This window comes from Klebsiella sp. KE9456 (genome assembly GCF_043832615.1).
GTDB classification, from domain to species: domain Bacteria; phylum Pseudomonadota; class Gammaproteobacteria; order Enterobacterales; family Enterobacteriaceae; genus Klebsiella; species Klebsiella indica.
Window position 1 is genome coordinate 50250 of the sequence record NZ_JBDYQK010000021.1, and the last position, 18508, is coordinate 68757.

The 18508-nt window shown below is 52.3% G+C and carries 22 protein-coding genes; 11 read left to right on the forward strand and 11 right to left on the reverse strand.

The window, feature by feature from the left end:
- The first annotated feature begins 439 nt into the window (after nucleotides 1-439).
- The 4 genes from ABK821_RS19645 to mtgA all read left to right on the forward strand — a co-directional run bounded on the left by ABK821_RS19645 (nucleotide 440) and on the right by mtgA (nucleotide 5410).
- Entirely contained in the window at nucleotides 440-1369 is a 930-nt protein-coding gene (locus ABK821_RS19645) for a TIGR01212 family radical SAM protein (protein WP_138362913.1), read from the forward strand.
- A 92-nt stretch (nucleotides 1370-1461) separates the two neighbouring features.
- Nucleotides 1462-3801, forward strand: coding sequence for an aerobic respiration two-component sensor histidine kinase ArcB (arcB, locus tag ABK821_RS19650; protein WP_343178490.1), 2340 nt, complete (start codon nucleotides 1462-1464; stop codon nucleotides 3799-3801).
- 233 nt (nucleotides 3802-4034) lie between these two features.
- Nucleotides 4035-4688 carry an isoprenoid biosynthesis glyoxalase ElbB gene (elbB, locus tag ABK821_RS19655; RefSeq protein ID WP_138362953.1) on the forward strand — a complete coding sequence of 218 codons (654 nt, stop codon included), beginning with the start codon at nucleotides 4035-4037 and terminating at the stop codon, nucleotides 4686-4688.
- Complete coding sequence (gene mtgA / locus ABK821_RS19660) at nucleotides 4685-5410, forward strand: monofunctional biosynthetic peptidoglycan transglycosylase (RefSeq protein WP_343178491.1); 726 nt, start codon at nucleotides 4685-4687, stop codon at nucleotides 5408-5410. Before elbB ends, mtgA begins: the two co-directional genes overlap by 4 nt.
- Before the next feature lie 59 nt (nucleotides 5411-5469).
- Here mtgA and npr read toward each other — a convergent pair whose 3' ends face one another.
- The 11 genes from npr to ABK821_RS19715 form a co-directional block, all read right to left on the reverse strand.
- Nucleotides 5470-5742 (reverse strand): PTS phosphocarrier protein NPr, encoded by a 273-nt coding sequence (npr, locus tag ABK821_RS19665; protein WP_138362916.1) that lies wholly within the window; start codon nucleotides 5740-5742, stop codon nucleotides 5470-5472.
- Nucleotides 5739-6593: an RNase adapter RapZ gene (gene rapZ, locus ABK821_RS19670; RefSeq protein ID WP_138362917.1), complete on the reverse strand. Its 855-nt coding sequence runs from the start codon at nucleotides 6591-6593 to the stop codon at nucleotides 5739-5741. Before rapZ ends, npr begins: the two co-directional genes overlap by 4 nt.
- A gap of 45 nt (nucleotides 6594-6638) precedes the next feature.
- Entirely contained in the window at nucleotides 6639-7127 is a 489-nt protein-coding gene (gene ptsN, locus ABK821_RS19675; protein WP_138362918.1) for a PTS IIA-like nitrogen regulatory protein PtsN, read from the reverse strand.
- 66 nt (nucleotides 7128-7193) lie between these two features.
- The gene (gene hpf / locus ABK821_RS19680; protein ID WP_138362919.1) at nucleotides 7194-7481 is read right to left on the reverse strand and encodes a ribosome hibernation promoting factor; all 288 of its coding nucleotides are present in this window, start codon (nucleotides 7479-7481) and stop codon (nucleotides 7194-7196) included.
- Between the two features lie 22 nt (nucleotides 7482-7503).
- Nucleotides 7504-8937 carry an RNA polymerase factor sigma-54 gene (gene rpoN / locus ABK821_RS19685; RefSeq protein WP_138362920.1) on the reverse strand — a complete coding sequence of 478 codons (1434 nt, stop codon included), beginning with the start codon at nucleotides 8935-8937 and terminating at the stop codon, nucleotides 7504-7506.
- Between the two features lie 47 nt (nucleotides 8938-8984).
- Nucleotides 8985-9710, reverse strand: a complete 726-nt coding sequence (gene lptB / locus ABK821_RS19690; protein ID WP_138362921.1) for an LPS export ABC transporter ATP-binding protein — start codon at nucleotides 9708-9710, stop codon at nucleotides 8985-8987.
- A 6-nt stretch (nucleotides 9711-9716) separates the two neighbouring features.
- Nucleotides 9717-10262, reverse strand: coding sequence for a lipopolysaccharide ABC transporter substrate-binding protein LptA (gene lptA / locus ABK821_RS19695; protein ID WP_138362922.1), 546 nt, complete (start codon nucleotides 10260-10262; stop codon nucleotides 9717-9719).
- The gene (gene lptC / locus ABK821_RS19700; protein ID WP_138362923.1) at nucleotides 10231-10806 is read right to left on the reverse strand and encodes an LPS export ABC transporter periplasmic protein LptC; all 576 of its coding nucleotides are present in this window, start codon (nucleotides 10804-10806) and stop codon (nucleotides 10231-10233) included. The genes lptA and lptC overlap by 32 nt, the downstream gene beginning before the upstream one ends.
- Entirely contained in the window at nucleotides 10803-11369 is a 567-nt protein-coding gene (gene kdsC / locus ABK821_RS19705) for a 3-deoxy-manno-octulosonate-8-phosphatase KdsC (protein ID WP_138362924.1), read from the reverse strand. The genes lptC and kdsC overlap by 4 nt, the downstream gene beginning before the upstream one ends.
- 14 nt (nucleotides 11370-11383) lie before the next feature.
- A complete protein-coding gene (gene kdsD, locus ABK821_RS19710; protein ID WP_171034945.1) occupies nucleotides 11384-12388 on the reverse strand; it encodes an arabinose-5-phosphate isomerase KdsD in 1005 nt (334 codons plus the stop codon).
- A complete protein-coding gene (locus tag ABK821_RS19715; protein ID WP_138362926.1) occupies nucleotides 12385-13362 on the reverse strand; it encodes a calcium/sodium antiporter in 978 nt (325 codons plus the stop codon). The genes kdsD and ABK821_RS19715 overlap by 4 nt, the downstream gene beginning before the upstream one ends.
- 318 nt (nucleotides 13363-13680) lie before the next feature.
- Here ABK821_RS19715 and mlaF point away from each other — a divergent pair, with 318 nt between their 5' ends.
- The 7 genes from mlaF to murA all read left to right on the forward strand — a co-directional run bounded on the left by mlaF (nucleotide 13681) and on the right by murA (nucleotide 18488).
- Nucleotides 13681-14493, forward strand: coding sequence for a phospholipid ABC transporter ATP-binding protein MlaF (gene mlaF, locus ABK821_RS19720; RefSeq protein ID WP_138362927.1), 813 nt, complete (start codon nucleotides 13681-13683; stop codon nucleotides 14491-14493).
- A 7-nt stretch (nucleotides 14494-14500) separates the two neighbouring features.
- Nucleotides 14501-15283 carry a lipid asymmetry maintenance ABC transporter permease subunit MlaE gene (gene mlaE / locus ABK821_RS19725; protein WP_138362928.1) on the forward strand — a complete coding sequence of 261 codons (783 nt, stop codon included), beginning with the start codon at nucleotides 14501-14503 and terminating at the stop codon, nucleotides 15281-15283.
- A 4-nt stretch (nucleotides 15284-15287) separates the two neighbouring features.
- Entirely contained in the window at nucleotides 15288-15839 is a 552-nt protein-coding gene (gene mlaD, locus ABK821_RS19730) for an outer membrane lipid asymmetry maintenance protein MlaD (RefSeq protein WP_138362929.1), read from the forward strand.
- Nucleotides 15840-15857: 18 nt separating this feature from the next.
- Complete coding sequence (gene mlaC / locus ABK821_RS19735) at nucleotides 15858-16493, forward strand: phospholipid-binding protein MlaC (RefSeq protein ID WP_138362930.1); 636 nt, start codon at nucleotides 15858-15860, stop codon at nucleotides 16491-16493.
- A complete protein-coding gene (gene mlaB / locus ABK821_RS19740; RefSeq protein WP_138362931.1) occupies nucleotides 16493-16783 on the forward strand; it encodes a lipid asymmetry maintenance protein MlaB in 291 nt (96 codons plus the stop codon). The genes mlaC and mlaB overlap by 1 nt, the downstream gene beginning before the upstream one ends.
- A 136-nt stretch (nucleotides 16784-16919) precedes the next feature.
- The gene (gene ibaG, locus ABK821_RS19745; RefSeq protein ID WP_138362932.1) at nucleotides 16920-17174 is read left to right on the forward strand and encodes a BolA family iron metabolism protein IbaG; all 255 of its coding nucleotides are present in this window, start codon (nucleotides 16920-16922) and stop codon (nucleotides 17172-17174) included.
- A gap of 54 nt (nucleotides 17175-17228) precedes the next feature.
- Nucleotides 17229-18488 carry a UDP-N-acetylglucosamine 1-carboxyvinyltransferase gene (murA, locus tag ABK821_RS19750; RefSeq protein ID WP_138362933.1) on the forward strand — a complete coding sequence of 420 codons (1260 nt, stop codon included), beginning with the start codon at nucleotides 17229-17231 and terminating at the stop codon, nucleotides 18486-18488.
- Nucleotides 18489-18508 lie beyond the last annotated feature (20 nt).

Genomic DNA, 18508 nt, shown 5'->3' on the forward strand with positions numbered 1-18508 from the left:
CCACACATACGTCAAATGGCAATCTTATTTATACAAAAATGTACTATACAACATTTAAAGTGATGATTTTTATTAAAATAATCGCATTTTAAATGCCATTGAAACGTATCGGGGGGCATAATCGAGTGTGATCTGTCTCACTATATCAATGGCATGATATTGTATTTATATGCTTAATTATTTTTTATTTTTGGATTTTTTTTCTTGTTTTTTTCTGTTTTTTGGTTTTTAACACTGTTTTGTGCCCTGATAAAGATAATGGTAAATTTGCGGCTATATATAAGGAAAACTCATTACCTTAAAGGTGAATTTAATTGCAGTTATCTTGATTTTTTATGCAACGGGATAAACGGCCACGTTGACGATTGATCCAGGTCATCGTCGTCAGCGGCTAAAAATGGCAGGCTTGGCCCCTTTCTTAAGGCCGGTCTACCAGATTATGCAGTTACAAAAATTAGTCAATATGTTTGGCGGGGATCTTGCGCGTCGCTATGGCGAAAAGGTCCATAAACTGACGCTGCATGGCGGCTTTAGCTGCCCGAATCGTGATGGCACCATTGGCCGCGGCGGCTGTACTTTCTGCAATGTCGCCTCCTTTGCCGACGAAGAACAGCAGCATCGCTCTATTGTCGAACAACTGGCGCATCAGGCGCAGTTGGTTAATCGGGCTAAGCGCTATCTGGCCTATTTTCAGGCTTACACCAGCACCTTTGCTGAGGTACAGGTGCTGCGCGCCCTGTATCAACAGGCGGTCAGCCAGGCCAGTATCGTCGGATTGTGTGTCGGTACGCGCCCGGATTGTGTCCCAGGCGCCGTCGTGGATCTGCTTTGCGAATATCGGCAACAGGGTTACGAGGTATGGCTTGAGCTGGGGCTGCAAACCGCCCACGATAAGACGCTGCATCGAATTAATCGCGGCCATGATTTTGCCTGCTACCAGCGTACTGCGCGTCTGGCGCGTGAGCGAGGGCTGAAGGTATGCTGCCACCTTATCGTCGGCCTGCCGGGGGAAGGGCAGGCAGAATGCCTGGAGACGTTAGAACAGGTGGTGGAAACCGGTGTGGATGGCATTAAGCTGCACCCGCTTCATATTGTGAAGGGAAGCATCATGGCGAAGGCGTGGCAGGCCGGACGGTTGAAGGGGATTGAGCTGGACGACTATACGACCATCGCTGGAGAGATGATCCGCCATACTCCACCTGAGGTGATTTATCACCGTATTTCCGCCAGCGCCCGTCGTCCGACGCTGTTGGCCCCTTTATGGTGTGAGAATCGCTGGACCGGAATGGTTGAGCTGGATAAATATCTCCGCGAACATGGCGTTCAGGGGGCGGCGCTGGGATTGCCGTGGCGCCAGCCTGTCGCGTGAAGTATGAAGGGTCTCTGCATTTTTTGCACAACTTACAGCGTCTTGCTCAGAATTGAGTATTATTGTGCGGAGTTGTCGCTAAGGAATTCCTTATGAAGCAAATTCGTATGCTGGCGCAGTATTATGTTGACCTGATGATGAAGCTGGGTCTGGTGCGTTTTTCAATGCTACTGGCTCTGGCGCTGGTGGTACTGGCGATTGTTGTGCAGATGGCCGTTACGATGGTGCTGCATGGCCAGGTGGAAAGTATTGATGTTATCCGCTCCATTTTCTTTGGCCTGCTGATCACCCCGTGGGCGGTCTATTTCCTCTCGGTGGTGGTTGAGCAACTGGAAGAGTCCAGACAGCGTCTCTCGCGGTTGGTGGAGAAACTGGAGGAGATGCGCGAGCGCGATCTCAATCTTAACGTCAAGCTTAAAGACAACATCGCTCAACTGAATCAGGAAATCGGTGAGCGTGAAAAAGCCGAGGCGGAGCGTGAAACGACGCTTGAGCAACTGAAAATAGAAATGAAGGAGCGTGAAGAGACGCAAATTCAGCTTGAACAGCAGTCCTCTTTTCTGCGTTCTTTCCTTGATGCATCACCGGATTTGGTCTTCTATCGCAATGAAGATAAAGAGTTTTCCGGCTGTAACCGCGCCGTGGAGCTATTGACGGGCAAAAGTGAAAAACAGCTTATTCACCTGAAGCCACAGGATGTATACAGCGAAGAGGCGGCGGATAAGGTGCTGGAGACGGATGAGAAAGTCTTCCGTCATAACATTTCGTTGACCTATGAACAGTGGCTGGATTACCCGGACGGGCGGAAAGCCTGCTTTGAAATCCGTAAAGTGCCGTACTATGACCGTGTTGGTAAACGGCGTGGGCTGATGGGGTTTGGTCGCGATATTACCGAACGTAAGCGCTACCAGGATGCGCTGGAGCGGGCCAGCCGGGATAAGACCACCTTCATCTCAACAATCAGTCACGAGCTGCGTACACCGCTTAATGGCATCGTGGGGCTTAGCCGGATCCTGCTGGATACCGAACTGACTGACGAACAGGAAAAATACCTGAAAACTATCCATGTCTCTGCAGTAACGCTGGGTAATATCTTCAACGATATTATTGAGATGGATAAGATGGAACGGCGTAAAATTCAGTTGGACAACCAGCCGGTTGATTTCACCGGTTTCCTTGCCGATCTGGAAAACCTCTCTGGCCTTCAGACGCAGCAGAAAGGTCTGCAATTTGTGCTGGAACCTACCTTGCCGCTGCCGCATAAAGTGATCACCGATGGTACGCGTCTGCGTCAAATTTTGTGGAATCTTATCAGTAATGCCGTGAAGTTTACCCCGCAAGGCGGGTGTGTGAACGTTCGCGTGCGCTATGATGCAGGCGATATCCTGCACTTTGAAGTGGAAGATTCGGGGATCGGCATTCCTGAAGCGGAGCAGGATAAGATTTTCGCGATGTATTATCAGGTCAAAGATAGCCATGGCGGCAAACCGGCAACCGGTACCGGCATCGGCCTCGCCGTATCACGTCGCCTGGCGCGGAATATGGGGGGCGATATTTGCGTTTCCAGTCAGCCAGGTAAGGGAGCGATCTTCACTCTCACCGTACATGCGCCTGCCGTTGCGGAAGAAGTGGAAGATACTCTGGCGCAAGATGATATGCCATTACCCGCACTGAATGTGCTGCTGGTGGAGGATATCGAATTAAACGTGGTTGTCGCGCGCTCGGTGCTGGAGAAACTGGGTAACAGCGTGGATGTGGCTATGACCGGGAAAGCCGCGCTGGAGATGTTTACCCCCGGTGAATATGATCTGGTGCTGCTGGATATTCAATTGCCGGATATGACGGGCCTGGATATCTCTCGTCAGTTGAAGCAACGTTTCACTGCTGATCAACTTCCGCCGTTGGTGGCGCTCACGGCTAACGTACTGAAGGATAAAAAAGAGTATCTGGAGGCAGGGATGGACGATGTGCTCAGTAAGCCACTCTCTGTTCCGGCGTTAACCGCGATTATCAAGAAATACTGGGATTCACCGGAAGAGGAAGAGAACGAGATGCCCTCTATAGATGTCGATAAATCGACTTTTGTGCTGGATATTCCCATGCTTGAGCAATACATCTCGCTGGTGGGACCAAAGTTGATTAATGATGGTCTGGCGGTTTTTGAGAGAATGATGCCGGGTTATCTGGCTGTACTCGAATCAAATCTGACCGCGCATGACCAAAAAGGGATTGTCGATGAAGGACATAAGATAAAGGGGGCTGCGGGCTCAATCGGCTTACGTCACATTCAGCAGCTTGGTCAGCAGATTCAAACACCGGATCTGCCCGCATGGTCAGATAATGTTGCTGAATGGGTTGAAGAGATGAAATCCGAGTGGCAAAGCGATGTAGCCGTGCTAAAAGCATGGGTCGCGGCGGCGGAGAAAAAATGACCCCGGATAAACCGGGGTGCGCGAATACTGCGCCAACACCAGGGAACGGGTTGTTGGGCCAGAATCATTTGAGTGATTTTTTACGCGGCGCAACCTGAGAATTTGGTTTGCTCGCTCATTAAGATAGCAAACCTTAAATAATTTGTTACGTGAATCGGTAAAATATGTGAAGCATAGCGAGTAAATCAAAATTTTTTACTGGTTTCATAGACTTGTACTAAGGGGCTGATGTGATGAAGAGAATTGGTGTCGTGTTGAGCGGTTGCGGTGTTTATGACGGAAGCGAAATTCATGAAGCGGTCATCACCATACTGGCTATCGTCCGCAACGGTGCCGAGGCCATCTGTTTCGCGCCTGATAAAGTACAAACCGATGTCATCAATCATTTGACCGGTGAAGTGCAGTCTGAAAGCCGCAATGTGCTCGTGGAAGCAGCGCGTATTGCGCGTGGACAGATTCGGCCTCTGGCGGCTGCCAGGGCGGATGAGCTGGATGCGCTGATCGTGCCAGGCGGTTTTGGCGCGGCGAAGAATCTCAGCAATTTCGCCTCACAGGGCAGTCATTGTGAGGTTGATAGCGATCTGAAAGCGCTGGCGCTGGCAATGCATCAGGCCGGTAAACCACTGGGCTTTATTTGTATCGCTCCGGCTCTGTTAGCTAAAATTTTCACCATCCCGCTGCGCGTGACTATCGGTACCGATCTTGATACCGCCGATGCGATAGAAGAGATGGGAGCTGAACATGTACCTTGCCCGGTCGATGATATTGTGGTTGATGAAGATAACAAAGTCGTGACGACTCCGGCGTATATGCTGGCGCAGAATATTGCCGAAGCGGCAAGCGGCATTGAAAAACTGGTTGCGCGCGTGCTGGTTCTGGCTGCATGAAATACCGCTTTTCACCACTGCCGATGATTAAGCGCTTTTTGCTGCGGCTGTTGTTGGTGTGTGTAGCGGTATGGTGCGGAGGAATTGCGTTGTTTAGCATTCTGCCGGTGCCTTTTTCTGCGGTGATGCTGGAGCGGCAAGCTGGCTCCTGGCTCTCCGGCGATTTTCAGTACGTTGCCCATTCCGACTGGGTGGGAATGGATCAGATTTCGCCCTGGATGGGGCTGGCGGTTATTGCCGCAGAAGATCAGAAATTCCCGGAACATTGGGGATTTGATATCCCGGCGATTGAGAAGGCGTTAGCCCATAATGAGCGTCATGAGAACCGGATTCGCGGCGCATCGACCCTGTCACAGCAGACGGCGAAAAACCTGTTCCTGTGGGAAGGGCGCAGTTGGCTAAGAAAAGGTCTGGAAGCGGGGCTGACCGTCGGTATTGAGATGGTGTGGAGCAAAAAACGCATTCTTACCGTTTATTTGAATATCGCTGAGTTTGGTCATGGAACGTTTGGCGTGGAGGCCGCGTCGCAGCGCTATTTTCATAAGCCGGCGAGTAAGTTGACGGCATCTGAAGCGGCGCTGTTGGCTGCGGTTTTGCCAAATCCGATTCGTTTTCGCGTCGATGCGCCGTCAGGGTACGTCCGCAGCCGTCAGGCGTGGATTTTGCGGCAGATGCGCCAGTTAGGCGGGGAGGGGTTTATGCGGGAGCATAAGCTACATTGATGCTTGCCGTGTTCTCATTTTCTTTCAGCCCCGGTAAGCATAGAACGACCGCGAAGGGTTTAGTCTTCATCAAATCCGGCATTGAAGAGCGCGATAACCGCCGCCAGCGCCTCAGCTTCTTGCGGACCGTTGGCTTCAATCTCAATCTGCCGCCCTTTGGCCGAGTCGAGCATCAGCAGGGCTATCACGCTATTGGCTTCAGCTTCAATCCCTTCGTCATTGCGCAACAGCACCTCAGCATCATAGTTCTGCATTAATTCGAATAATTTCATTGCCGGACGAGCGTGCATGCCCAGCTTATTGGTGATCTCAACGGTTTGCTTCACGGTCATGATTTACGTTTTTCCAGCGTCCGGTGACGAGACTGCACGTTTTTACCGCGCGAGCGGAAGTAGTCCGCCAGCTGTTCGGCGACGTAAACTGAACGGTGTTTACCCCCGGTACAACCAATCGCCACCGTCAGATAGCTGCGGTTATTGGTCTCCAGCATGGGTAACCATAGCTCAAGATAGCTGCGGGTCTGGTAGATAAAATTGTGAACTTCTGTGTGTCGATCGAGGAAGGCGGCGACCGGTTTATCGAGGCCAGTCATTGGACGCAGCTTTGGATCCCAGTGCGGGTTTGGCAGGAAGCGCACATCAAAGACGTAGTCAGCGTCGATGGGGATGCCGTGCTTAAAGCCAAAGGATTCGAAGACCATTGTCAGTTCGCGTTCGCGTTTACCTAACAAACGCGTGCGCAGCATTTCAGCCAGTTCATGCACTGACATTTCGGAAGTATCGACAATCAGGTCGGCGCGGGAACGCAAAGGCTCCAACAGATCGCTCTCTTCATCAATAGCGCTTTCCAGCGACAGGTTTTTACTCGAGAGCGGGTGCAGGCGCCGCGTATCGCTATAGCGGCGAATTAAGGTGTTACGATCGGCATCAAGGAACAACAACTGAGGCGAAAATTCGGCGGGCAGGTTTTTCATCGCCTGCTCAAAGACTTCCGGCGACTCGGGCATATTACGCACATCAATGCTGACGGCCGCCGAAATATTTCTGTCCGCAAGGGTGCGTGCCAGTTCGGGCAGCAGTACAACTGGCAGGTTATCCACGCAGTAAAAGCCCATATCTTCCAGCGCTCGCAGGGCGACGGATTTCCCCGACCCTGAACGGCCGCTGACGATCATCAGTACCATGTACCGTTTCTCCTCAGTACGATAAAGAGTAAGGTGCGATTCCTGTTATGCTTCATCATTGCTTCCTGAACCGGTGATGATGTCATATAGCTCTTCATCACTTTGTGCGGCGCGCAGGCGACGGCAAATGGTTTTATCCGCCAGACGTTTTGCGACCAGCGACAGCGTATGCAGATGCGTTTTTGTTTGATCGGCGGGAACGAGAAGAGCAAACAGGAGATCGACGGGTTGATTGTCGATAGCATCGAATGCGATGGGGGTTTCCAACTGAACAAAAACGCCCACAGCCCGTAGCGTATCCTCTTCAAGTTTGCCATGTGGAATCGCAATACCGTTACCAATCCCGGTACTGCCCATTTTTTCACGGGTGAGAATGGCTTCGAACACCACCTGGGGCGGTAAGCTTAGCTGTTTTGCCGCCAGCTCGCTGATGATTTCCAGCGCGCGTTTTTTGCTTTGGCAGTGAACCTGGCTACGGGTACATTCCTGGTTAAGGACGTTGCTCAGTTGTAGAGCCGAATCGTTATTTGTCATAATTTCACCTGAGCTCTGCCTTGCCAACCGCCGGTAAGCGGTTGGCACAGGCTATTGCCCGGACAATTAGTGTTGTTTCAGTTTATCTTTATGTTTTGTTAACTGTCTCGCCAGCTTATCAATAAGACCATCGATGGCGGCGTACATATCCTGCCCTTCCGCACTGGCATGGATTTCACCACCATTGACATGCAGATTGGCATCCGCAATTTGCGTCACCTTCTCTACTTTTAACACTATATAGACCTGGTTGATCCTGTCGAAAAACTGCTCCAGTTTGCTAAATTTCGCATTCACGAAATCACGCATTGCGGGGGTTATTTCGACGTTTTGCCCTGTAATGTTGAGCTGCATAGTGTCTTCCTTATCGGTTGGGTCAAACTAACTGTTTACGCTGGTTTGACGGCGGAATAGATAAAGATTCTCGGTACTTAGCGACGGTACGGCGCGCCACCATAATACCCTGCTCGGATAACATGGTGGTGAGTTTACTGTCGCTCAATGGCTTCGCGGGGTTCTCCGCGGCGATTAACTTCTTCACCAGCGCACGAATGGCTGTCGACGATGCTTCGCCGCCGCCTTCGGTGTTGACATGGCTGGAGAAGAAATACTTCAGCTCAAAAATACCGCGTGGACTGTGCAGGTATTTTTGCGTGGTAACGCGTGAGATAGTGGATTCATGCATTTCGACGGCCTGGGCAATATCTGCCAGAACCATCGGCTTCATAAACTCTTCACCCTGTTCAAAGAAGGCCTGCTGCTGTTCAACGATACAGCGACTGACGCGTAACAGTGTATCGTTACGGCTTTCCAGACTTTTGATAAGCCAGCGGGCTTCCTGTAGATTACTGCGGATAAACTGACCGTCCGCATCGTTGCGTGCGCTGTTACCCATGGCTGCATAGTGCTGATTGATCTTCAGGCGCGGAAGGCTGTCTGAATTGAGTTCGACCACCCAGCGACCGTTCACTTTGCGCACCAGAACATCAGGAATAACATATTCGGGTTCACCGGTCTGAATGGACTGGCCAGGGCGCGGATCCAGCGACTGGATCAGATTTACTGCTTCTTTGAGGACGTCTTCTTTGAGACGGGTGACGCGCATCAATGTGCGGAAATCATGATTGGCCAGCAGATCGAGATGATCGCTAATGATCTGTCGCGCTTCATCAATCCATGGCGTCTCTTTGGCAAACTGAGAAAGCTGGACCAGCAGGCAGTCGCGCAGATCTTTTGCCGCTACGCCGACGGGATCGAAACGCTGAACACGTTTGAGAACGGCTTCGACCTCTTCAAGCCCGATTTCATCATCGCCGATGCTTTCCACGATCTCTTCAACAGAAACGGTCAGGTAGCCAGTATCATCAACGGCATCGACGATCGACGTGGCGATAGCGCGATCGGTGTCAGTGAAAGGGGTGAGTTCCACCTGCCACATCAGATAATCCTGCAGGCTCTGGGTGGTTTCCCCCTGATAAATCGGCAGTTCATCATCCTGATAATCCACCCCGTTGCCTGACGGGGTACCTGCGGTGTAAATCTCATCCCAGCTGGCGTCAAGCGGTAACTCTTCCGGCATATCTTTCTGCTCAAGAGCGTCAACGCTATCCAGAGATTCGCGATCCTCTGTCTCTTTGGTTTCTACCTCATCGTGAAGATCGGTTTGCTCGAGCAACGGGTTACTCTCCAGCGCCTGCTGGAGTTCTTGCTGGAGTTCTAACGTGGACAACTGCAACAGGCGAATTGCCTGCTGTAGTTGTGGCGTCATGGCAAGCTGTTGGCTTAACCTTAATTGCAAACCTTGCTTCATATTCAGAGCTAATATCTCCGGCTAAAACGTCTGTAACCTCTACCCTATCAGAGTCTGAAGTCTTCCCCAAGATACACGCGCTTAACCTGCTCGTCTTCAAGGATTTGTTGCGGCGTACCATGGGCAATCAGGTGCCCCTGGCTGACGATATAGGCGCGCTCACAAACGGCCAGCGTCTCTCTGACGTTATGGTCGGTGATCAGTACGCCAAGTCCGCTGTCGCGCAGGTGTTCAATAATGCGTTTGATATCGATAACGGAAATCGGGTCAACGCCGGCGAAAGGTTCATCCAGCAGGATAAACTTCGGGTTAGCGGCCAGCGCGCGGGCGATTTCTACCCGGCGACGTTCACCGCCGGAGAGCGCCTGGCCGATGTTATCGCGCAGGTGCTCAATATGAAACTCTTCCATAAGCTCTTTTGCCCGGTCTTCACGCTGCTCATTGCTGAGATCGTCGCGAATCTGCAATACGGCCATCAGGTTATCGTAAACGCTCAGGCGACGGAAAATAGACGCTTCCTGCGGCAGGTAGCCGATACCGCGGCGGGCGCGGGCATGCAGAGGCAGCAAGCTGATGTCTTCATCATCAATAATAATGTTGCCCGCGTCGCGCGGTACAATACCGACCACCATATAGAAAGTGGTTGTCTTACCGGCGCCGTTCGGGCCCAGCAGGCCGACAATCTCCCCGGAGTTGACGGTCAGACTGACATCTTCCACCACCCGGCGGCCTTTATAGGCTTTGGCGAGATTCTTTGCAGTTAATGTTGCCATAACGAATTACTTACCCTTCTTTGACTGATCGTTGCCTTTGTCCTGCAACTGCGAAGGAACCAGTACCGTGGTTACACGTCCACCTTTATTGCTGAACGCCTGCATTTTTTGCTCTTTCACCAGATAGGTGATTTTGTCACCCTGAATATTGCTATCAAGCTGTTCCAGATGGGCATTACCGGTCAGAACGACAAAGTCATTTTGCAGTTCATAATGCATCTTTGATGCGCGGCCTTTTACTGGTTTGCCATTGTCCTGCATCTGGTAGAAGGTTGCCGGGTTACCGTAACCGTCGATCACTTCTTTGCCTTTCTCTCCGCCGGGACGGGTGACGACAACTTTATCAGCATTGATTTTGATCGTTCCCTGCGTGACGACAACATTACCAGTAAAGGTCACGACGTTGCCCTGCATATCCAGCGACTGCTGATCGGATTCAATATGAATCGGCTGATCGGTATCACCCGTTTTTGCCAGTGCCGGCAAGCTGGCGGCCAGTAAGGCGCTGGCGAGCGCAATCTTAAGGCTGAGTTTGTTTGTTCTGAATTTCATAAGAGGTTCTAACCTTTTCAATCAGCTCGGCATTTTTGCTGCGTAGGTTCCCGCGCATTTTCAGGCCGCTGGAATTAAATGTTGTCCCGTACAATGTCACCATGTCATCGGAGGTAACATCCTGTGTCACCAGGTTTATCTGGGCGTTATCCGTCGTAATTTTGCGCAGTTGAGCATCCGCTGTTAGCGCATTGACTTCAACGTGCCCGTAAAGATACAGCATGCGGTCGTTCGTTAACTTCGCTTTATCAGCCGTGACGGACCAGGTCGGTACTTTGTTCGTATCAAAGGTGGTCATCACGGGTTTAGTAAACCACGAGATTTGCTGCGCGGAAAAATACGCCACATGTTCAGCGGTCAACCGGTAACTAAGCGCGCCTTCCGGGCTATAAACTACAGTATCGGTATGCTCGCTGGTATACGTTGGCTCATCAGGATTGACCGCCTGTTGGGAGGTATCGTCCGTACTCGCCAGGTTAAGACCAATCAGGATCAGAGCGGCCAGCGACAGTAAAATGATAACCCAACGTCTGGTTTTACTCATATCGATTGCCCTTTGGCCTCATCCAGCTTGCCTTGCGCCAATAGTAGCAAATCGCACACTTCCCGTACCGCTCCGCGACCACCGTTGATACGCGTGACGTAATCCGCACGTGGGATCAGCAGGGGGTGAGCATCGGCTACCGCGACGCTTAAACCGACTTCAGCCATAACCGGCCAGTCAATAAGATCGTCACCAATATAGGCCGCTTCATCTGCATGAACAGCCAGCTTGTTGAGTAATTCATGAAACGCCAAAAGCTTATCAGATTGCCCCTGGTACAGATGCGTGATGCCCAGCGTCTGACAACGGTCTTCCACCAGTTTAGCTTTTCGCCCGGTAATTATCGCCACTTCAATACCTGAGGTCAGGACACAGCGGAGCCCGTAGCCATCACGGACATTAAACGCTTTCAGCTCTTCGCCATTGTTGCCCATGTAGATAAGGCCATCAGACAGGACGCCGTCCACATCCAGGATCAATAAACGGATCTTCGCCGCCCGGTCGATAAACTCCTGGCTTACTGGCCCATAGCAGGTCGTCAACAGGGCATCAGTATTATTCATTATTTTTTCCTTACTTACACTACACCTGCGCGCAGGAGATCGTGCATATGTACCACACCCAGTAGACGGTCGCCATCAGCAACCAGTACGCAGGTGATGTGACGAGATTGCATCAGGTTCAGCGCATCGACGGCCAGCGTGCCGGGACGGATGCGGATACCGCCTCGCGTCATTACCTCGGCAATACTGGCATTGCGCATATCGATGCCAGTATCAAATACCCGGCGTAGATCGCCATCGGTGAAAATGCCGATGATGTTCATTTCATCATCGCAGATCGCGGTCATGCCCAGATTTTTACGTGTGATCTCCAGTAACGCATCGCGCAGCGTGGCGCGCAGGCTAACGTGCGGAATCTCATCGCCGGTGTGCATAATATCATTAACTCGCAGGAGCAGTTTACGTCCCAGCGCGCCGCCGGGATGCGACAACGCAAAATCTTCAGCGGTAAAACCGCGTGCTTCCAGCAGTGCCACCGCGAGCGCATCGCCCATAACCAGCGCGGCGGTCGTGCTTGTTGTTGGCGCCAGCCCCAGTGGACACGCCTCTTTAGGGACCTTGACGCATAAATGAATATCCGCTGCGCGCGCCATGCTGCTTTCAGGGCGACTGGTCATGCAAATTAATGAAACCTGCTGACGCTTGAGGACAGGGATCAGGGCGAGAATTTCATTGGATTCACCGGAGTTAGACAGTGCGATAACCACGTCATGTGAGGTGACCATGCCTAAATCACCGTGCGCGGCTTCGCCTGGATGAACAAAAAATGACGGTGTGCCGGTGCTGGCAAAGGTGGCCGCCATTTTACGTCCGATGTGGCCGGATTTGCCCATCCCCATCACCACCACTTTTCCGCTACAGCGAAAAATGGTCTCACAGGCGCGGGTAAAATCTTCATTAATGTATTGATCGAGCTGCGTCAGACCTTCACGTTCAATTTCCAGAACCTCACGGCCTGCCCGTTGAAAGTCAAAATCCGCTGGCAAATCTGTTTGCGACATAATGTTATCCCGAATCATTCAACGAAGAGCGGCGCTGTCCAGTACAGCATCGCCAACCAAAGCACAAAACCGCAAACTAACAGGGCACCGACAAGCCTGCCTGGTTGCTGTTTACGACGCCAGCACAGTAGGGCAAACACCAGGCTGACCAGCAGCATGACGCCATAGTCGCGGGTGAAGGCCTCTGCGGTGAAGGCGCCAGGGGCAATTAGCGCGGGGAGGCCGAGGACGAGCACAATGTTAAGAATATTCGCGCCAATGATATTCCCGATAGCAATATCATTTTCACCTTTTCGCGCCCCGGCGATAGCGGTTGCCAGTTCCGGTAAGCTGGTGCCTATGGCCACCACCGTTAAGCCAACGCTCAGCTCGCTGATGGCAAAAAAGTTTGCCAGTACCGTGGCGTTATCAACGACCATTCGCGCGGCCATTGGCATCACAATCAACGCAACGCCCAGCCAAAGCAAGGCGACGGGAAGCGACCCTTCACGTGGCAGCTCCGCCAGCTGTTCGCGGGTCAGGCTATCGCTACCCTGACGTTCCGCGAGACGGGCGATTTTAAGGGTGAACAGTAGCCAGAGTACGGCCAGCGTCAGTAAAAAAAAGCCATCCATCCTCGTGAGCTGCCCGTCATATAGCACAACCCCCGCCAGTAAACTGACCAGCAACATTAGCGGTAATTCACGACGCAGGATATCAGAATGCACGGTAAAAGGCTGAAACAGCGCAGTGATACCGAGAATCAACAGAATATTGGTGATATTCGATCCGAGCGCGGTGCCAATCGCCAGCTCGGTTTGCCCGTGGAGGGAGGCGGCGGTGGAGACGATGATTTCCGGTAAACTGGTACCGATGCTGACCACCGTCATGCCAATAATAAGCGGGGGGATCCCCAGGAGACGGCAAAGTATTGAAGCGGCGTAGACCAGACGATCGGCGCTGTAGACAACCAGCAATAAACCAATAATTAACAGAGCCGTCGCTAAGAGCATCTAACGTCCTTTCTTCAGGTATAATCGTCGCCTCGCTGGCCGTCCGTAGGCAGCGTAACGAATTCTTAATTTTGACTTTATACCCGTCATACTTCAAGTTGCATGTGCATTGACGCTGAGTGACTCGTTTTATTCATGGGATTTATCCTTATGGGCGATGACTCTGCGGTGCGCGTTATTTAGGGAATATGTGCGGAAAAAGTAAAACAAATGCCAGTTTTGGTTAACCGGGGCGGGTAAGTTTCTGTAAAAATGTTGGGTTTGTGGTGAAAGAAAGCGCCATGCTTATCCCGATGGGTGTCTAGTAAGGATGATTTTATGAGCCAGAGTTTGGCGAATTTAGTCGAAGTGCGCGGTATTCGCTTCTCGCGGGGCGAACGTGTGATCTTTGATGATATCTCGCTGTCGGTCCCTCGCGGTAAGATCACTGCGATCATGGGCCCATCAGGGATCGGCAAAACTACCCTGTTGCGCCTGATAGGCGGCCAGATCCCACCCGATAAGGGCGAGATCCTGTTTGATGGTGAAAACGTACCGCAAATGTCGCGTTCGCGCTTGTATACCGTCCGCAAGCGTATGAGCATGCTATTTCAGTCCGGCGCGCTGTTCACTGATATGAATGTGTTTGATAACGTCGCATATCCGTTACGTGAGCATACGCGTTTGCCGGAGGCGCTGTTACACACCACGGTGATGATGAAACTGGAAGCCGTCGGCCTACGCGGAGCCGCGAAACTGATGCCTTCTGAACTCTCCGGTGGTATGGCGCGCCGCGCCGCACTGGCGAGGGCTATTGCGCTGGAACCTGATTTAATCATGTTTGATGAGCCCTTTGTCGGTCAGGATCCCATCACGATGGGGGTGCTGGTGAAGTTGATTTCTGAACTCAACAGTTCCCTCGGTGTCACGTGTATTGTGGTTTCCCATGATGTACCGGAAGTGCTCAGCATTGCGGACTTTGCGTATATCGTGGCGGACAAAAAAGTTGTGGCGTATGGCAGCGCGCAGTCGCTGCGTGAAAATACCGATCCTCGGGTTCGTCAGTTCATTGATGGTATTGCCGACGGCCCGGTGCCGTTCCGCTATCCGGCGGGCGATTATCATCATGATTTATTGGCCAAAGGGAGTTAAGCGACTCATGTTGTTAAATGCGCTAGGCGCGCTCGGACATCGGGGTATAAAAACTATCGCGACGTTCGGACGTGCTGGATTAATGCTCTTCAACGCCGTTGTGGGCAAGCCCGAATTGCGTAAGCATGCGCCGCTGCTGGTGCGTCAGCTGTATAACGTTGGTGTGCTGTCAATGCTGATCATTATTGTATCGGGGCTGTTTATCGGTATGGTGCTGGGCCTGCAGGGCTATCTGGTATTGACCACTTACAGCGCAGAAACCAGCCTCGGCATGCTGGTGGCGTTATCGCTGTTGCGTGAGTTGGGGCCAGTGGTCGCCGCGCTGCTGTTCGCCGGGCGCGCGGGTTCCGCGTTGACCGCTGAAATCGGCCTGATGCGGGCGACTGAACAAATCTCCAGCATGGAGATGATGGCTGTTGACCCACTGCGCCGCGTTATTTCTCCGCGTTTCTGGGCGGGGGTGATCTCACTCCCACTGTTAACCATTATTTTTGTGGCGGTGGGCATCTGGGGAGGGGCGCTGGTTGGTGTTAGCTGGAAGGGTATCGACAGTGGATTCTTCTGGACTGCGATGCAAAATGCCGTCGACTGGCGGATGGATCTGGTTAACTGCCTGATCAAGAGCCTGGTTTTTGCCATTACGGTGACATGGATTGCGTTATTTAATGGTTATGACGCTATCCCCACTTCCGCCGGGATTAGCCGGGCGACGACGCGTACCGTGGTGCATGCGTCGCTGGCGGTTCTGGGGCTGGATTTTGTGCTGACTGCGCTGATGTTTGGGAATTGAGTTCATGCAAACGAGAAAAAATGAAATTTGGGTCGGTGTGTTCTTGCTGGTCGCGCTGCTGGCCGCGTTGTTTGTCTGCCTGAAAGCGGCGAACGTGACTTCCTTGCGTACGGAACCGACCTATCGGCTCTATGCCACCTTTGACAATATCGGCGGCCTGAAAGTGCGTTCTCCGGTGCGTATCGGCGGTGTCGTGGTGGGACGCGTTGAGGATATTTCGCTTGACCCGCAAACTTATCTGCCGCGGGTGACTCTCGATATTGATAAACGCTATAACCACATTCCGGACACCAGCTCGCTGGCAATCAGAACTTCCGGCCTGCTAGGGGAACAGTATCTGGCGATGAATATTGGTTTTGAAGATCCTGACCTGGGAACCTCTATCCTTAAAGATGGCGGCACTATCCAGGACACCAAATCTGCAATGGTGCTGGAAGATCTGATCGGTCAGTTCCTTTACAACAGTAAAGGCGGTGACAATAAGAATTCTGGCGATGATCGGGCTGCGAGCGAGGGGCATACTGATGCCACGCAGCCAGCCGGCACGACGCATTAATTTCAGGAGAGATGAGACATGTTTAAACGCTTACTAATGGTCGCCATGCTGGTGATTGCTCCTTTGACCGCGGCCGCCGCTGCGGATCAATCTAATCCATATAAGCTGATGAACGAAGCGGCGCAGAAAACCTTTGATCGCCTGAAGAACGAACAGCCGAAAATTCAGGCCAACCCGAACTACCTGCGCGATATCGTCGATCAGGAACTGTTGCCGTATGTTCAGGTTAAATATGCCGGCGCACTGGTGTTGGGACGTTACTACAAGGAGGCCACGCCGGCGCAACGTGAAGCCTATTTCGCCGCCTTCCGCGAATACCTGAAACAGGCCTATGGTCAGGCCCTGGCGATGTATCATGGTCAGACCTATCAGATTGAGCCGGAGAGGCCGTTGGGCGATGCGACCATTATTCCTATCCGCGTAACCATTCTTGATCCGAATGGTCGCCCACCGGTTCGTCTTGATTTTCAGTGGCGTAAAAATACCCAAACCGGTAACTGGCAGGCTTACGATATGATTGCGGAAGGGGTAAGCATGATCACCACCAAGCAGAACGAGTGGAGCGATTTGCTGCGTACTAAAGGGATTGATGGCCTGACGGCGCAACTGAAGTTAATTTCCGCACAGCCAATTACTCTGGAACAGAAAAAATAATGGCCGGGCAACTGAGCTGGGACCGTGACGGCGAGACGCTGACGCTACGCGGAGAACTGGATCAGGATTTCCTGCTCCCGCTCTGGCAGGCGCGCGCTCAGGCAACGGTTGGCGTATCGGCAATTGACCTCAGTGCAGTGACACGTGTGGATACTGCCGGACTGGCGCTATTAGTGCATTTTATCGCGCTGGTTCGCCGGCAGGGCCGGGAAGCGAACGTGATTGGCCAGAGTGAAAATCTGCAGACGCTGGTCCGGTTATATAACCTTCCTGCCGATATGATCCCATAATTTTTTCAATGAGTTATTGCTGAAGCTATTCTGAAAGCCCCGTCAAACTTTTTGATGGGGCTTTTTGCTTGTTTAAGACAGCGCCACTTTCCTCTAAGATGTTGGGCTGTTTTCACTATCAGATAAATGTTAGCCCATGGAAAATCATGAAATTCAGACCGTGCTGATGAACGCACTCTCCCTTCAGGAAGTCCACGTCTCTGGAGATGGTAGCCATTTTCAGGTTATTGCTGTGGGTGAGATGTTCGACGGCATGAGCCGGGTCAAGAAGCAGCAGACGATCTACGCCCCGCTGATGGAATATATTGCCGATAATCGCATTCATGCTCTGTCAATTAAAGCGTTTACCCCGCAGGAGTGGGCGCGAGACCGCAAACTTAATGGCTTTTAAGCTGTGGGGATGTTCCCCGCAGCGTATGTGAATTCTTAACAGAGAACAGAATCAATGGATAAATTCCGTGTTCAGGGGCCCACTCGTCTTCAGGGCGAGGTCACCATTTCCGGCGCCAAAAACGCCGCCCTGCCAATCCTCTTTGCTGCGTTATTGGCTGAAGAGCCGATTGAGATCCAAAACGTACCGAAGCTGAAAGATATTGATACCACCATGAAGCTACTGAGCCAACTGGGCGCGAATGTTAAGCGCAATGGCTCCGTATGGATTGATGCTGGCCCGGTTGACGTTTTCTGTGCTCCATATGATCTTGTCAAAACCATGCGTGCTTCTATTTGGGCGCTGGGACCGCTGGTTGCCCGTTTCGGCCAGGGTCAGGTGTCACTTCCTGGAGGCTGTGCTATCGGTGCGCGTCCGGTTGATTTGCACATTTCCGGCCTTGAGCAACTGGGCGCGGAAATTAAACTGGAAGAGGGCTATGTTAAGGCGTCGGTTAATGGACGTCTGAAGGGTGCGAATATCGTGATGGATAAGGTTAGCGTTGGCGCGACCGTGACCATTATGAGCGCAGCGACGCTGGCGGAAGGGACGACTGTTATTGAAAATGCCGCGCGCGAGCCGGAAATTGTCGATACCGCCAACTTCCTCAATACGCTGGGAGCGAAAATTACAGGTCAGGGAACCGATCGTATCACCATCGAAGGCGTCGCACGCCTCGGCGGCGGTGTATACCGCGTGCTGCCGGATCGTATCGAAACCGGTACGTTCCTGGTGGCAGCGGCGATTTCTGGCGGTAAGATCCTCTGCCGCAATGCCCAGCCTGACACGCTGGATGCCGTGCTGGCGAAGCTTCGTGACGCCGGCGCGGATATCGAAACGGGCGAGGACTGGATTAGCCTGGATATGCATGGTAACCGTCCAAAAGCCGTGAACGTGCGTACCGCACCACATCCTGGCTTCCCGACGGATATGCAGGCCCAGTTCACGTTGCTGAATCTGGTGGCAGAAGGCACCGGTGTGATTACCGAGACCATCTTTGAAAACCGTTTTATGCACATACCGGAACTGATCCGCATGGGCGCTCATGCTGAAATTGAAAGCAATACCGCCATTTGCCATGGCGTGAAACAGCTTTCTGGGGCGCAGGTGATGGCGACGGATTTACGTGCGTCTGCCAGCCTGGTGCTGGCGGGCTGTATCGCGGAAGGTACGACGATTGTCGATCGTATCTATCATATTGACCGCGGTTATGAACGTATTGAAGACAAACTGCAGGCGCTGGGCGCGAATATTGAGCGCGTCAAAGGCGAATAAATCGGTAGCGGCAGCAGCCC